A 14,998-nucleotide genomic window follows, 5' to 3' on the forward strand; every position below is an offset into this window, starting at 1 on the left:
GAACTTCATGGCAACGACCACACCGGACGGCGGTGTGCGGGGACCCGCGGGGCACCCCGCCCACGCCAAGCACGGCGGAGGAGGCCACAGAGGCCAGCACGGCCACGACGCGGGCTCCTCGGCCCCGATGACCCACCGGCAGATCATGGAGGCGCTCTCCGGGCTGCTGCTGGGGATGTTCGTCGCGATCCTGTCGTCGACGATCGTCTCCAACGCGCTGCCCGAGATCATCTCCGATCTCCACGGCGGCCAGTCCGCCTACACCTGGGTCGTCACCGCCACCCTGCTGGCCATGACCGCCGCCACCCCGCTGTGGGGCAAGCTCTCCGATCTCTTCAGCAAGAAGCTGCTGGTCCAGATCGCCCTGCTGATCTACGTCGCCGGCTCCGTGGTGGCCGGTCTGTCGCAGAACCCCGGCATGCTGATCGCCTGCCGTGTGGTGCAGGGCATCGGCGTCGGCGGTCTGTCCGCCCTCGCCCAGGTCGTCATGGCGGCGATGATCTCCCCGCGTGAGCGCGGCCGTTACAGCGGCTACCTCGGCGCGACTTTCGCCGTCGCGACCGTCGGCGGTCCGCTGCTGGGCGGCGTGATCACCGACACCTCCTGGCTGGGCTGGCGCTGGTGCTTCTACGTCGGCGTCCCGTTCGCCGTCATCGCGCTGATCGTCCTTCAGAAGACCCTGAAGCTCCCCGTGGTGAAGCGGGACGTCAAGGTCGACTGGTCCGGCGCCTTCTTCATCAGCGCCGCGGTCTCGCTGCTGCTGCTCTGGGTCACCTTCGCCGGTGACAAGTACGACTGGATCTCCTGGCAGACCTACGCCATGGTCGGCGGATCGATCGTCCTCGGTCTGATCTTCGTCCTGATCGAGTCCAAGGCGAGCGAGCCGATCATCCCGCTGCGGCTGTTCCGCAACAAGACGATCACTCTCGCCTCGCTGGCGTCGCTCTTCGTCGGTATCGCGATGTTCTCCGGCACCGTGTTCTTCAGCCAGTACTTCCAGCTGGCGCGCGGTGAGACGCCCACGATGTCCGGCGTCATGACCATCCCGATGATCGGTGGCCTGTTTATCTCCTCGACCGTCTCCGGTCAGGTCATCACCAAGACCGGTCGCTGGAAGGCATGGCTGGTCATCGGTGGTGTGCTGGTGACCGCGGGCCTCGGGCTGCTGGGCACCATCCGGTACGACACCCCGTACTGGCACATGGCGATCTACATGGCGCTCATGGGCCTCGGCGTCGGCATGATGATGCAGAACCTGGTGCTGGCCACCCAGAACCAGGTGGCCCCGCAGGACCTCGGCGCGGCCAGTGCCGTCGTCACCTTCTTCCGCTCCCTGGGCGGTGCGGTGGGCGTCTCGGCGCTCGGCGCGGTGCTCGCCAACCGCGTCACCCACTACGTCAAGGACGGCGTGGCCGACCTCGGCCCCAAGGGCGCCGCGCTGGGCCACGGCGGCACCGGCGGCGGTGGCATCCCCAACGTCGAGGCGCTGCCCGAGCCGATGCGCACGATCATGGAGAGCGCCTACGGCCACGGTGTCGGGGACGTCTTCCTCTTCGCCGCCCCGGCCGCGTTCCTCGGTCTGCTGCTGACCCTGTTCATCAAGGAGGTCGCCCTGAAGACCAACTCCGGCTCCCAGCAGGCCGCCGCGGCCACCTCGGACGCCCCGGCCGCCGACGCGGCCCCGGCCGGCTCGGTGGCGGCCACGGCGGCCACCGGGCAGGTCGCCGACCTCGAGCCCGCGCTCGTGGGCGCCCCGGCCGCCGAGGTGCACGAGCCGGACGCCGACGGTGCCCTCGCGGCCACCGCCTCGCAGACGGCCATCGCCCCGCAGCGCCTTGCGGCCTTCGCCTCCGCCGGGGGCGACGGCGCGGACCGTCAGCCCCGGCAGGGTGTGCACGGCTTCGTGCGGAACGCGGAGGGCGGCCCCGTCACCCGCGCCGCGGTGACGCTGATCTCGCTCGCCGGGCGGCAGCTGGGCCGTTCGGTGGCGCACCCCGACGGCTCGTACGCCCTGGACGCGCCGGGCTCCGGCTCGTACGTCCTGATCGCGGCGGCCGACGGCCACCAGCCGCAGGCCTCCACGGTCGTGGTCGGGGACGAGCCGCTCGGCTTCGACATCGTCCTGGCGGCCACCAGCGGTCTGGTGGGCACCGTGCGCGGTGCCGCCGACGGCCGGCCGGTGGACGCGGCGATGGTCGTGGTCACCGATGTCCGCGGTGAGGTGCTGGCCACCGGGAAGACCGGTGAGCAGGGCGACTTCGGCTTCGAGGAGCTGGTCTCCGGGACCTTCACGGTCGCGGTGAACGCGCCGGGCTACCGGCCCGCCGCCCTGCCCGTCGAGGTGGGCGCCCAGGGGCTGACCCGGGTGGAGATAGCGCTCCAGGCCGGCGCCCGGGTGCAGGGCATAGTCCGGGCCGGTGCCGACCGGCGGCCGCTGCCCGACGCGCGGGTCACCCTCGTGGACTCGGCCGGGAACGTGGTCGCCACCGCCACCACCGGTGAGGACGGCGCGTACGCCTTCACCGACCTGGACGCGGGCGACTACACGGTCATCGCGAGCGGCTACCCGCCGGTCGCGGGGGCGCTGACGGTCTCCGGGCCCGGCGTCGACGGCCACGATGTGGAGCTCGCCCACCCGGGCGAGTGACGGAACCCCGGGCCCGGGGCGCGCAAGAGCGGAGACGCGCCCCGGGCCCGGCCGGGCGGCGGATTTCTCGGCCGGACCCGGAACCCGGATCCCGGCGGCGGTGTAGTGAAGGCAGGGGACGGCCTGACGCCGCCGCCCGGATCCGGCGCACAGACACGACGAGTACCACCAGCCCGACGAGTACCACCAGCACGACAGCACAACAGCACGGCGCGCACGACCAGCGCGCCGGGCGACACGAGCAACGCGCCGAGCAGGACGAGCAACACGGCGACACCCGAGCGGGAGCGAAACGCGGCATGACGACCACAGGAGCAGGAGCAGGCGGGGGAGCGGGGCTGCGGGCCCGGATCCACACCCGCGACGGCTGGGCGATCCAGCACGCGGTGCTGACCGTCACCGATATGACGGGCGCCCAGGTGCTGCGCGCGCAGGCCGACACGGACGGCGCCGTGCGGACCGACGAGCCGCTGCCGCCGGGGCCGTACACGATCATCGCCACCGCGGTCGGCTACGCCCCGGTCGCGTCCACGGCGATCGTCACGGCCTCCGGGCGGGCCGACGTGGGCACGGTGGTGCTGGCGCGCCAGGGCGGGGTGGAGCTTCCGCCGCCCGGGGCATGGACGATCGACCCGGCGCATTCGACGGTGGCCGCGGTCGCCCAGCACCTCGGGATCTCCAGCGTCCACGGCCGGTTCACGGAGTTCAGCGGGCGGATCGAGGTCGCCGAGGACATCGAGAAGTCGCGCGTCGAGGCGGTCATGCGGGCCGCCAGCATCGACACCGGAAACGCCATGCGGGACGGCCATCTGAAGTCGCCCGACTTCCTCAATGTGGAGGAGTTCCCGGAGCTGACGTACCGGAGCACGCATCTGAGCACGGCCGGGGCCGACCGCTGGACGGTCCATGGCGAGCTGTCGATGCACGGCGTGGTCCGGGACGTGGATCTGGACCTGACGTACCTGGGCACGGGCCCCGACCCCTGGGGCGGGGTGCGGGCGGCCTTCCGGGCCGTCGCCGAGCTGCGCCGCGAGGACTTCGCGATGAACTACAACCAGGTGGTCGCGGCGGGCATCGCGGCGATCGGCACGACCCTGCGGGTGGAGCTGGACATACAGGCGGTGCAGGGCGAGGAGCTCCCCACGGCCTGACGCCCGGCCCGCCCGCCACCGCGCGCTATCGCTCTCTCAGGGCTTCGATACCGGCGATCGCGAGGTCCAGGGCGAAGGTGAAGTCGCGGTCCTGCATCTCCTGGACCGTGCCGCCGCCCCGAGCCTCCATGATCTTCCGCGCCTCGTCGAACTCCATACGGTCCTCGACGGTGCCCATCATCTCGTGGAACAGCTCCTCCTGGGTGACTCCCGACGCCCGGCAGCGGGCGGCGAAGCGGCCCTCGATCGTGCCGAAGCCGTAGACGAACTGATAGACGAGGGACAGCCCGCTGGTGATCCTGTCGTCCGGCAGTCCACTGTTGCGCATCACGGCCAGCGCGGCGTTCTGGAAGACCACCGCGTTGGGCCCGATGTTGAGATACTCCCCCAGCAGCGCCGACAGCCAGGGATGGCGCACCAGCACCCGCCGGTACTCGGAGGCGACCTGGCGGAGCTGCTCACGCCAGTCCCGCGGCTCGGCCGGGGTGTGCTCGAGGCCCTCGGCGGGGCCGACGGCCTCGATGGGCAGCGCCATCTCGCCCATGGCCGCGTCGAGGGCGAGTTCGAGCAGATGGTCCTTGGTCTCCACGTACCAGTAGACCGACATGGCGGTCACCCCGAGCTCCGCCGCGAGCCGTCGCATCGAGAAGCCCGAAAGCCCCTCGGCGTCCAGCAGCCGCATCGTCGCCGCGACGATCTTCAGATGGTCGAGCCCGACGGGCTGCTGGTCGCCCTTGCGCTTGGGGGTTTTGCGCTCGGAGAGCCAGACACTGGACCGCGGGCGGACGGTGCGGCTGCCGGTTGCCATGGCGGCGCCTCTCTTTCTCCGGTGCGCTGGCGCCACATACGTCCCGGGCCCGGGCACGCGGCACCTCACTACTTGAAGATGCTATGCCGCCGGGGCCTCCTGTGAAGATCGTTCGGCCCTGCTGAGCAGCAGCGCGGCCAGCACTCCACCCGCCAGCACGGCCGCCGCGCCGACCAGCTGGCTGGTCTCCACACCGGAGGCGAAGGCGTCCGCGACGGCCTCGCGGTCCTCGGGGGTACGGGCCGCGGCGAGGGCGGCCGGAAGCGAGCCCGCTCCGGTGGCGACGGCGGGCAGCAGTGAGCCGAAGCGGGAGTTGAGCACGGCGCCCAGGACGGCGACACCGAGCCCGTTGCCGCATTCGGTGAGCGTGCCGTTGACCCCCGCGCCCACCCCCGCCTTCTCCGGCGGGATGGCCGACATGATGGCGTTCGCCATCGCGGGCATGGCCAGCGCGATACCGGCCCCCATCACCACCAGCCCGAAGAGCATCCCGCCATAGCCATGCGCGCCGAGCGTCGCGATGGCGGCGAGACCGGCCGCGAGCAGCCCCATCCCGCCGACGATGGTCACCGGGGTCCCGAGCTTGGGCAGCAGCCGCGCCCCGACACCGGTGAGATTGAGCGCGACGATCACCAGCGCGAGCGGCGCGGTGCGCAGCCCCGCGTCCAGCGCGTCATAGCCGAGCACGAACTGTAGATGCTGGGTGAGCAGGAAGAGCGAACCGCCCATCCCGAAGGCCACCAGGATGCCGCCCGCCACCGCGCCCACGAACCGGCGGTTGCGGAAGAAGTGCATGTCCAGCATCGGATACGGGATATGACGCTCCCACAGCGCGAAGCCGGTCATCACGGTGACGCCGATGAAGGCCGACAGCAGCACCCGGCTGGAGGTCCAGCCGTGCTCCGGCCCGGAGATGATCGCGAAGACGACGCCGGTCATGCCGACCGTGGACAGCAGCGCGCCGAGCAGATCGGGGCGGTCGCTGGTCGGCGCCTTCGACTCCGGCACCAGCCAGACCACGGCCACCAGCCCGAGCAGCGCCACCGGGATATTGATCAGGAAGATCGAGCCCCACCAGAAGTGCTCCAGCAGCGAGCCGCCGATCAGCGGCCCCGCGGCGAAGCCGAGCGAACTGACCGCACCCCACAGCCCGATGGCCTTGGCCCGTTCGCCCTCGTCGAAGACCTGCACCACGACCGCGAGCGTCGTGGTCATCAGCAGCGCCCCGCCGATGCCCATGCCCGCGCGGGCGGCGATCAGCTGGCCGGGGTCCTGCGCCATCGACGCCGCGAACGAGCCGATGCCGAACAGGGCGAGCCCGGCGACCAGCAGCTTCTTCCGGCCATAGCGGTCGGCGGCGCTGCCCGCGGTGAGCAGCAGCCCCGACTGGACCAGCGAATAGGCGTTGATCATCCACTGGATGTCGGCCGTGCGGGCATCCATCTCCCTGGCCAGGGAGGGGACCGCCACATTGAGGATCGTGTTGTCCAGCAACACGGTGAGCTGGGCGAGGCAGATCACGGCGAGGATCAGCCAGCGCTGGGGATGGCCACCCGGGGACTGATCGGGTGGCGCGGAGGCGGCGTCGGCGGTCGAGACCGTCATGGGGACTCCAGGCGAGGCAGGGGCTTCTACGGTGTATGGCGACGTACTGGGTCTTACACCGTACAAGTGCCGCTGTACGGCGTACAGCGAATTATGTGCGCGCGTCGCATACGCGTACGGGCCGGTGATCGCGGGGGTGAACCCGCGACCACCGGCCCGTGCCCTCCAGGGCTCCGGCGTCAGTCGGAGGACTTCGCGGTCTTGGTCGCCTTCTGGGTCAGGTCATAGAGCGTGGAGTTGCCCACGGTGACCTTCTTGTAGGTGGACTCGATCCAGGAGGTGATCTGGGACGAGGTCCCCTGGCCGCCACCCGGCCCGCCGCCCATGCCGGTGCCCGAGGAGATGAAGTAGTGGATCCTGCCCTGCTTCACATACTCCTTGAACTGGGCGAGCGTCGGGGACGGGTCGCTGCCGTTGAAGCCGCCGATGGCCATCACGGGCTTCTCGGTGGCGAGTTGGTAGCTCGCGGCGTTCTGGGAGCCGATCGCCGCGGCCGCCCAGGTGTAGTCGTCGGCGTTCTTCGCCAGCTTGGCCTCCACCTCGGCGTCGACCTGCTGGCCGTCGAGCAGTCCGCCCATGCCGCCGCCACGGCGACCGCCCTCGCCCGTGCCGCCGCCGGGCGGCATGCCCGGCCGGCCGTTCTGCCCCTGGCCGCCCTGCGCGTTGCCCGTGCCGTTCCGCGGGGCCTGGCCGCCGCCCGGGAAGCCACCGCCGGGGAGGCCGTTCTGGCCACCACCCGGCTGACCGGCGCCGGTGCCTCCGCCGGTGCCGCCACCCGGCATGCCCTGCGGACCGCCCTGGCCCTGCCCCTGCTGACCCTGACCACCCTGGTTGCCCTGCCCCTGCCGGCCCGCGCCCTGGCGTCCGTTCTGCGTCCCCGGCGGACCGCCCCGGCCGCCGCCCGGGAAGCGGCCACCGGGGCCGCCCATACCGCCCGCCACCGACGGTCCGGCCGTCACGATGGAGCCGTGCTTCGGGGTTTCCACCGTGTTGAGCGTGTACGCGACCGGTCCCGCCAGCCCCGCCGCGAGGCCGAGGCCCGCCGCGGCCAGCGCCGCCCTCCGGCCCAGGCGCGCCGTCAGCAGCAGCCCGGCCGCCGCCGCGAGCCCGCCGATCAGCACCGCCCAGCGCAGCCAGGGGTGCCAGTCCGGCGACCGCCCCAGCAGGACGTACGACATGTACGCGGTGACCGCGACCGTGAGGGCCAGCACCGCCGAGGCCACCGCCCCCGCCCGGCCGCCCTCGCTCCGCCGCTCCCACAGCAGGGCCGCGCCCATGCCCACGAGCGCCGCGATGTAGGGCGCCAGGGCGATGTTGTAGTACTGGTGGAAGATCCCGGACATGAAGCTGAAGGTGGCGAACGTCATCAGCAGCGACCCGCCCCACACCAGGAAGGCCGCGCGCCGGGTGTCCGTGCGCTTCGCCCGCCAGGTCAGCCAGATCCCCGCCGCCAGCAGGATGAACGCCGCGGGCAGCAGCCAGGCGATCTGACCGCCCATGTCGGAGCCGAAGAGCCGGTCGATCCCGGTCTCGCCCCACCGGCCGCCACCGCCACCACCCGGGCCGCCCCCGCCGACGCTCCCGGTCTCATTGCCGTTGATCCGGCCCAGTCCGTTGTAGCCGAAGGTCAGCTCCAGGAAGCTGTTGTGCTGCGAACCGCCGATGTACGGGCGCGAGGACGTCGGCCACAGCTCGACGATCGCGACCCACCAGCCGCCGGAGACCACCATCGCGAGCCCCGCGAGCAGCAGCTGCCCGATCCGCCGGCCGAACTTCGCCGGGGCGCACACCGCGTACACCACCGCGAGCGGCGGCAGGATCAGCCACGCCTGAAGCGTCTTGGTGAGGAAGCCGAGGCCGAAGCAGACCCCTGCCAGCAGCAGCCACTTGGTGCGCGCGTACTCCAGGGCGCGCAGCACGCAGGAGACGGCCGAGACCATCAGCAGACACAGCAGCGCGTCGGGGTTGTTGAAGCGGAACATCAGCGCCGCGACCGGGGTCACCGCGAGCGCCGCGCCCGCGATAAGCCCGGCGGCCGCGCCGAACCTGCGCCGTACGGCCGCGTACAGCACCCCGACCGTCGCGACGCCCATCAGCGCCTCGGGCGCGAGGACCGCCCAGGAGGAGAGGCCGAAGAGCCGCACCGACAGGGCCATCGGCCACAGCGCGGCCGGGGGCTTGTCGACGGTGATGGAGTTCGCGGCGTCGGAGGAGCCGAAGAAGAACGCCTTCCAGCTCTCGCCGCCCGCCTGCACGGCGGCCGAGTAGAACTGGTTGGCGTAGCCGGACGCGCCCAGGCTCCACAGATAGAGCACGGTGGTGGCGGCCAGCAGGGCCCACAGGGCGGGCCGCGCCCAGCGCGGGTCCTCCGGCCGTCCTCTCCAGGCCCGCGCCAGGCGCGAGCCGCCCGGCGCCCGCTGCCCCGGCCGGGGAGCGGCGGCGGGGGTCGGCGGCGGCCCGGCTTCGCGGGTGCCGTAGTCGTAGGTGGTCATCGATCGGTCCTCGGGTCGTGGTCGGTCGTGGCCCCGCTGTCCGACGGGAAGACCCAGGCCCGGAAGAGCAGGAAGCGCAGAACGGTGGCGGCGAGGTTCGCCGCGATCAGCACGGCCAGTTCGGTGCCGTGCGAGGCGGTGCCGGGGACGGCGTCCAGGGCGGCGAGGGAGCCGCTGGTCAGCGCCAGACCGATGCCGAAGACGACCAGCCCCTGAGCCTGGTGGCGCATCGCGCGGTCCCGGCCGCGTACGCCGAAGGTGAGCCTCCGGTTGGCCGCGGTGTTGCCGAGCGCCGACAGCAGCAGCGCCAGCGCGTTGGCCACCTGCGGTCCCGTGCCCATCCGGAAGAGGGAGTACAGCAGCAGATAGACCAGTGTGCTCAGCGCGCCGACCACACAGAACCCGACCAGCTGGCGGGCCAGTCCCCTCGGCACCCCGCTCAGTTCCCGGTCGCGCGGATCGTCGCCGAACGGACGGCGCACCCGGTCCAGCGGCAGCGCACCGGTGGCCAGCGCGCGCCCCACCCGCCACACACCCTTGAGATCCTCGGTGGCCGTCCTCACGATGTGGACCGTGCTGTTGGGGTCGTCCACCCAGTCCACCGGCACCTCGTGGATGCGCAGCCCGGCCCGCTCGGCCAGCACCAGCATCTCGGTGTCGAAGAACCACCCGGTGTCCTCGACCAGCGGCAGCAGCCGCTCCGCGACGTCCTTACGGATCGCTTTGAATCCGCACTGGGCGTCGGAGAAGCGGGCGGCCAGGCTGCCGCGCAGGATCAGGTTGTACGCCCGCGAGATGAACTCCCGCTTGGGCCCGCGCACCACCCGTGAGCTGCGGGAGAGCCGCGATCCGATCGCCAGGTCGGAGTGCCCGGAGATCAGCGGGGCCACCAGCGGCAGCAGCGCCTTGAGGTCCGTGGACAGATCGACGTCCATATAGGCGAGCACGGGCGCCTCGGACAGCGACCACACGGTGCGCAGCGCCCGCCCGCGCCCCTTCTGCTCCAGCCGGACCGCCGTCACCTCCTCGATGCTCTCGTCCAGGTAGGCCGCGAGGTCGGGCGTGCGGTCCGTGCTGGCGTTGTCGGCGATGGTGATCCGGAAGCCGTACGGGAAGGTGCGGGACAGATGGTCGTGCAGCCGTCGTACGCACCGCTCGAGGTCCGCTTCCTCGTTGTAGACGGGGATGACGACGTCCAGCACCGGACGGCCGCGCACGACCGTCACCGGCCCGCGCACGGGCAAGGTTTGGAGAGGTGTCTCGGGCGGAGCCCCGAGAGGGGTGTCGGTTCGCATGGGGTCGACAGTCGCGAGCCGCGCTGTCACGGCTGTGTGGTCAGCCTGTGGCCTGCCTGTGAGTCCGTCACGCCCTGGTGAACGACCCGGTGCACGGGCAGGTGGACGCCGAACACGGTGCGCCCGGGCACGCTGTCCACCGTCACCTGCCCCTCGTGCGCGGCCACGACCGCGTGCACGATGGCCAGGCCGAGCCCCGTGCTGCCCGCGGCGCGGGAGCGCGAGGCGTCGCCGCGCGCGAACCGCTCGAAGACATGCGGCAGCAGTTCGGGCGGGATGCCCGGACCGTCGTCCTCGATCTCCAGCGAGACGTACGAGGGCGGCCGCGGCGGGCCGAATGCCCCGGCGGCGCGGGCGGCCGCGTACGGGGAGCCGTGGGGCGGGGAGCCGTGGGGCGGGGGGTACGGCTGGGGCTGCGGCTGGGTGCGCGGCGGGGCGTATGTCTGAGCGTGAGGCTGGGCGTACGGCTGGGCGTACGGCGAACCGCGCTCCTTACGGTGGCTATGGGAGGACACCCCGTAAGGCATCCCATAGGAGAGCCCGTACGGCGCCAGATACGGCGAGGGGTACGGCGACGCCTGCGGCCCGCCCCACAGCACCCGCGCCGTGACCGTGGTGCCGGCCGGGGTGTGCGTCCGCGCGTTGGCGAGGAGGTTCACCAGCACCTGGCGCAGCCGGGCGTCGTCGCCGTGGACGACCGCCGGTTCATCGGGCAGCTCCAGCCGCCACTCGTGGTCGGAGCCGACCGCCCGCGCGTCGCTGACCGCGTCCACGACCAGCGGGGACAGATCGACCTCCGCGCATTCCAGCGGCCGTCCCGCGTCCAGCCGGGCCAGCAGCAGCAGGTCCTCGACCAGCCCGGTCATCCGCCCGGCCTCGGACTCGACCCGGCCGAGGGCATGCCGGGTGTCGGGCCCGATCTCCTCCCGGCCGCGCCGGGTCAGCTCGGCGTAGCCGCGGATCGAGGCGAGCGGCGTACGGAGCTCATGGCTGGCGTCGGCGACGAACTGCCGCACCCGCGTCTCGCTCTCCTGGCGGGCCGCGAGCGCCGACTCCACATGGCCGAGCATGCGGTTGAGCGCCGCGCCCACCTGGCCGACCTCGGTGCGCGGATCCGCCTCCGAGGCCGGCACGCGCTCGCGCAGCGCCACCTCGCCGCTGTGCAGGGGGAGTTCGGAGACCCGGGTCGCGGTCGCGGCCACCCGGCGCAGCGGGCGCAGCGAGATGCCGACCATCGCGGCCCCGGCGATCCCGGCCGCGACCAGCCCGGCCGCGGCCACACAGACCTCCACGAGGATGAGGGTGTTGACCGTCTCCTGCGTCTGGTCGAGCGGGAAGGCGAGGATGATGCCGCCGTCCCGGTGGTCCGACTGGGCCACCGCCCGATAGCCGCCGAGGCCGGGCAGCTCGATGGTGTGCACGTCCCCGTCCAGGGGGACGGCGGCGATCGCCTTCTGCTGACCGCTGGTCAGGGGGTCCACCCGGCTCTCGGCGTCGACCTCGTTCGTCATGGGCGAGTCATTGCTCTTGCCCGACATGGAGATCTCGCCGTTCTGGCCGAACCGCGCCCCGACCGTGCCGATGGGCTGACCGGGCGAGGCGACGAAGAGCACATCGTCCCGGGGGAGTTCGCGCTCCGGTCCCGGCTTGTTCAGGAACCGCCCGATGGACGCGCGCAGATCGTCGTCCACCTGGCCCTGGAGGTACGAGTGCAGAGCGAGGGTGGTGACCGTGCCGATCACCGCGCAGACCACCGCGATCAGCGCGACGGCCGAGACGACCAGGCGGGTGCGCAGGGACCAGGGACGGCGCCCGGCCCGCTGAGTGCGCCCGGCTCGTTGAGCGGTCCCGGCTCGCTGGGCGCTCCCCGCCCACTGAGCGGTCCCGGCCCGCTGAGCGCGTCCCGCCCGCTGAGCGCGCCGGGCGTGCGCGCGCCCCCGCGCCGCTCCCGCGCCCGGGGGCGGCTGGGGAGCGCCGGACACCGTGGCGGCACCAGGCGCCGCGGCGGCATCGGGCGTCTCGGCGGCATCGGGCGTCTCGGGGACGCCAGGCACCCCGTGGGCGCCGGCCGGCTCGGGGCCCCGGGGCGGCCGGGGCGGAGGGTGCGCCACGGCCCCCTACTCCCCGGGCTTGATCAGATACCCGGCGCCCCGCCGGGTGTGGATCATCGGGCTGCGCCCCGCGTCGATCTTGCGCCGCAGATACGAGATGTAGAGCTCGACCACGTTGGCCTGGCCGCCGAAGTCATAGCTCCAGACCCGGTCGAGGATCTGCGTCTTGCTGAGCACCCGGCGCGGATTGCGCATGAGATAGCGCAGCAGCTCGAACTCGGTCGCGGTGAGATGGATCTCCTGTCCCCCGCGCGACACCTCATGGCTGTCCTCGTCCAGGATCAGATCGCCGACGGCCAGCACCGACTCGCTGCGCGCGGCCGCCGCCCCCGACCTGCGCAGCAGCCCGCGCAGCCGGGCGACGACCTCCTCCAGGCTGAACGGCTTGGTGACGTAGTCGTCGCCGCCCGCCGTCAGCCCCGCGATCCGGTCCTCCACCGCGTCCCGCGCGGTCAGGAACAGCACCGGGACATCGGGCAGTTCGCGGCGCAGCCGCCCCAGCACCGCGAGCCCGTCCATATCGGGCAGCATGATGTCCAGGACCACCGCGTCCGGGCGCAGCTCACGGGTGATCCGGATCGCCTCCGCGCCGTCGCCCGCGGTGCGCACCTCCCACCCCTCGTAGCGCAGGGCCATCGACAGCAGGTCGGCGAGCGCCGACTCGTCGTCCACAACCAGCACCCGGACGGGGCTCCCGTCGGGGCGCAGCAGCTCGGTACGCCCATGAGGCGAGGTCGGCATCATGACCTCCACCCTCGGAGCGGGCCCTGAGAGGTCCCTTTCGGCTGCCTGTGAATTACCTGAGAATCCTGTGGAGGCGGGGACGGGACCGGCCGGGAGGCGCAACAGCGGATCCGGCGCGCGGAACAGCTGTGCGGACCACGGAATAACCGAAAGGGCTCTCCGGCTTCCCCCTGTATGACTTCTCGTCCCGCACTTGGCAAGATCGGTATCTGGACCGCGGCCCTGAAGACGGACTACGCCCCGTCGGAGCAGATCGGCGAGGCGGTGGCCGAGCTGGACGAGCTGGGGTACGGCGCCGTCTGGCTCGGTGGCAGCCCCAGCCCGGATCAGGCCGGAGTCCTGCTGGACGCCACCTCCCGGATCACCGTCGCGACCGGGATCCTGAGCATCTGGGACCACGAGGCGGCCTACGTCGCCGAGCGGCACACCGCGCTCAACGCGGCCCATGACGGCCGCTTCCTCCTCGGCCTCGGCGTGAGCCACAGCGCGCTCGCCGGTGAGCGCTACCAGCGCCCGTACACGGCGATGAAGGAGTACCTGAACGCGCTGGACTCCGCCCCGACCCCGGTCCCCGCGACCCAGCGGGTCCTGGCCGCCCTCGGCCCCAAGATGCTCAAGCTGTCCCGTGACCGCGCGGCCGGCGCGCATCCGTACCTCGTCACCCCGGAGCACACCGCCGAGGCCCGTGACGTCCTCGGCGAGGAGGCCGTGCTCGCGCCGGAGCTGAAGGTCGTCCTCGACACGGACCTGGACCGCGCCCGCGCCACCGCCCGCGACTACCTCGGCCGGTACCTGGCGCTGCCCAACTACATCAACAACTTCAAGCGGCTGGGCTTCGAGGACGCGGACTTCGCGGACGGCGGCAGCGACCGTCTTCTCTCCGCCATGTACGCCCTCGGCGACGCGGAGACGATCCGGGCGCGCGTGGACGAGTTCCTGGCCGCGGGCGCGGACCACCTCGCGATCCAGGTGGTGAGCGACGACCAGGCGCTCCCCCGCGAGCAGTGGCGCACGCTGGCCGAGGCGCTGCCGCTGGACAAGAGCTGACCGGTCCGCTCAGCCCCCTCGCCCGGCGCCGACGCAGGCGCGCGCCGGGCGAGCCTCACATCCAGAGCGGCCGCGCTCTATCCGAAGCGGGCGCGTCCGGAGCAGGCGCGCGCCGGGCGAGCCCCACGTCCAGACAGCCGGGCTCCATCCACAGCGGCCGCGTCCGGAGCAGGCGCACCCCGTCATATCCCGAACAGCCGCGCCGCGTTCCCGTAACACACCCCGCGCAGCCACTCCTCGTCCTGCCCGACCCGCGTCAGCGCGTCCAGCGCATGCCGGTATCCGTACGGGATGTTGGGGAAGTCGCTCCCGAACAGCACCCTGTCCCCGAGGGCGGCCAGCCTCCCCTGCTCCGACCGCGGAAACGGCCACTGGCGCTCGGTGAAGTCGGTGAAGGCCATCGTGGTGTCCAGGTGGACCTCCTCGTACCGCTCCGCCAGCCCCAGAAAGTCCGTGTACTCCGGCAGCCCCATATGCGCGACGATCAGGCGCAGCCGAGGATGACGGGCCAGCACCCGCCCCACCGGCTCCGGTCCGGTGTACTTGCCGGGGTGGGGGCCCGAGCCGCAGTGGATGACGACCGGCGTCCCGCTCTCGGCGAGCATGCCCCACACCGGGTCGAGCAGCGCGTCGCCCGGGTCGTACGCCCCCACCTGCACATGGGCCTTGAACACCCGCGCCCCGCCCTCGAGCGCCGCGCGCACGTACCCCTCCACACCGGGTTCGGGGAAGAAGGTCGCGGTGTGCAGACAGTCGGGCGTACGGGCGGCGAAATCGGCCGCCCAGCCGTTCAGCCAGCGCGCCATGTCGGGCTTGTGCGGGTAGAGCATCGAGGTGAAGGCCCGCACCCCGAAGGCCCTTAGCGTCGCGAGGCGTTCGTCCTCCTCCTCGCGGTAGGTGATGTGCCAGCGGGGCTCGACGGCGTCGAAGAAGGCCCAGACCTTGTCCAGTACGCGCTGGGGCATGAAGTGGGTGTGCACATCGATGAGTCCGGGCAGCCCGAGGTCCTGCCAGAACCGCCGCACCGACACCACTGCTGGATCGTCCATGCGGATCACGGTAGTTGCCCCGGGCGTATTGCTACAGCCTCGTCTCAAG

The 14,998-nt window shown here is 72.4% G+C and carries 10 protein-coding genes; 3 read left to right on the forward strand and 7 right to left on the reverse strand.

The features are described 5' to 3' along the window. Positions 1-127: 127 nt before the first annotated feature. Both KHP12_RS26170 and KHP12_RS26175 read left to right on the forward strand, forming a co-directional pair. Positions 128-2,647: an MFS transporter gene (locus KHP12_RS26170; protein WP_472911736.1), complete on the forward strand. Its 2,520-nt coding sequence runs from the start codon at positions 128-130 to the stop codon at positions 2,645-2,647. 299 nt (positions 2,648-2,946) lie between these two features. Further along, positions 2,947-3,798 (forward strand): YceI family protein, encoded by an 852-nt coding sequence (locus KHP12_RS26175; RefSeq protein ID WP_086880309.1) that lies wholly within the window; start codon positions 2,947-2,949, stop codon positions 3,796-3,798. 25 nt (positions 3,799-3,823) lie between these two features. Here KHP12_RS26175 and KHP12_RS26180 read toward each other — a convergent pair whose 3' ends face one another. The 6 genes from KHP12_RS26180 to KHP12_RS26205 all read right to left on the reverse strand — a co-directional run bounded on the left by KHP12_RS26180 (position 3,824) and on the right by KHP12_RS26205 (position 12,853). Further along, positions 3,824-4,606, reverse strand: coding sequence for a TetR/AcrR family transcriptional regulator (locus KHP12_RS26180; protein ID WP_211833834.1), 783 nt, complete (start codon positions 4,604-4,606; stop codon positions 3,824-3,826). 81 nt (positions 4,607-4,687) lie between these two features. Beyond that, entirely contained in the window at positions 4,688-6,211 is a 1,524-nt protein-coding gene (locus KHP12_RS26185; RefSeq protein ID WP_086880311.1) for an MFS transporter, read from the reverse strand. Between the two features lie 179 nt (positions 6,212-6,390). Next, positions 6,391-8,703 carry a mannosyltransferase YkcB-related protein gene (locus tag KHP12_RS26190; RefSeq protein WP_086880312.1) on the reverse strand — a complete coding sequence of 771 codons (2,313 nt, stop codon included), beginning with the start codon at positions 8,701-8,703 and terminating at the stop codon, positions 6,391-6,393. Then, a complete protein-coding gene (locus tag KHP12_RS26195; protein WP_167442380.1) occupies positions 8,700-9,998 on the reverse strand; it encodes a bifunctional glycosyltransferase family 2/GtrA family protein in 1,299 nt (432 codons plus the stop codon). Before KHP12_RS26195 ends, KHP12_RS26190 begins: the two co-directional genes overlap by 4 nt. A gap of 26 nt (positions 9,999-10,024) precedes the next feature. After that, positions 10,025-11,794 carry a sensor histidine kinase gene (locus KHP12_RS26200; protein WP_344311584.1) on the reverse strand — a complete coding sequence of 590 codons (1,770 nt, stop codon included), beginning with the start codon at positions 11,792-11,794 and terminating at the stop codon, positions 10,025-10,027. A gap of 321 nt (positions 11,795-12,115) precedes the next feature. Next, positions 12,116-12,853, reverse strand: a complete 738-nt coding sequence (locus KHP12_RS26205; RefSeq protein ID WP_037956739.1) for a response regulator transcription factor — start codon at positions 12,851-12,853, stop codon at positions 12,116-12,118. A 174-nt stretch (positions 12,854-13,027) separates the two neighbouring features. Here KHP12_RS26205 and KHP12_RS26210 point away from each other — a divergent pair, with 174 nt between their 5' ends. Then, complete coding sequence (locus tag KHP12_RS26210; RefSeq protein ID WP_086884886.1) at positions 13,028-13,900, forward strand: LLM class F420-dependent oxidoreductase; 873 nt, start codon at positions 13,028-13,030, stop codon at positions 13,898-13,900. Positions 13,901-14,082: 182 nt separating this feature from the next. On the opposite strand, the gene KHP12_RS26215 is transcribed toward KHP12_RS26210, so the two are convergent. Further along, on the reverse strand, positions 14,083-14,949 hold the full coding sequence (locus KHP12_RS26215; RefSeq protein ID WP_086884887.1) for an amidohydrolase family protein: 867 nt from the start codon (positions 14,947-14,949) through the stop codon (positions 14,083-14,085). Positions 14,950-14,998 lie beyond the last annotated feature (49 nt).

Source organism: Streptomyces asiaticus, from assembly GCF_018138715.1.
In the GTDB taxonomy this organism is placed as follows: domain Bacteria; phylum Actinomycetota; class Actinomycetes; order Streptomycetales; family Streptomycetaceae; genus Streptomyces; species Streptomyces asiaticus.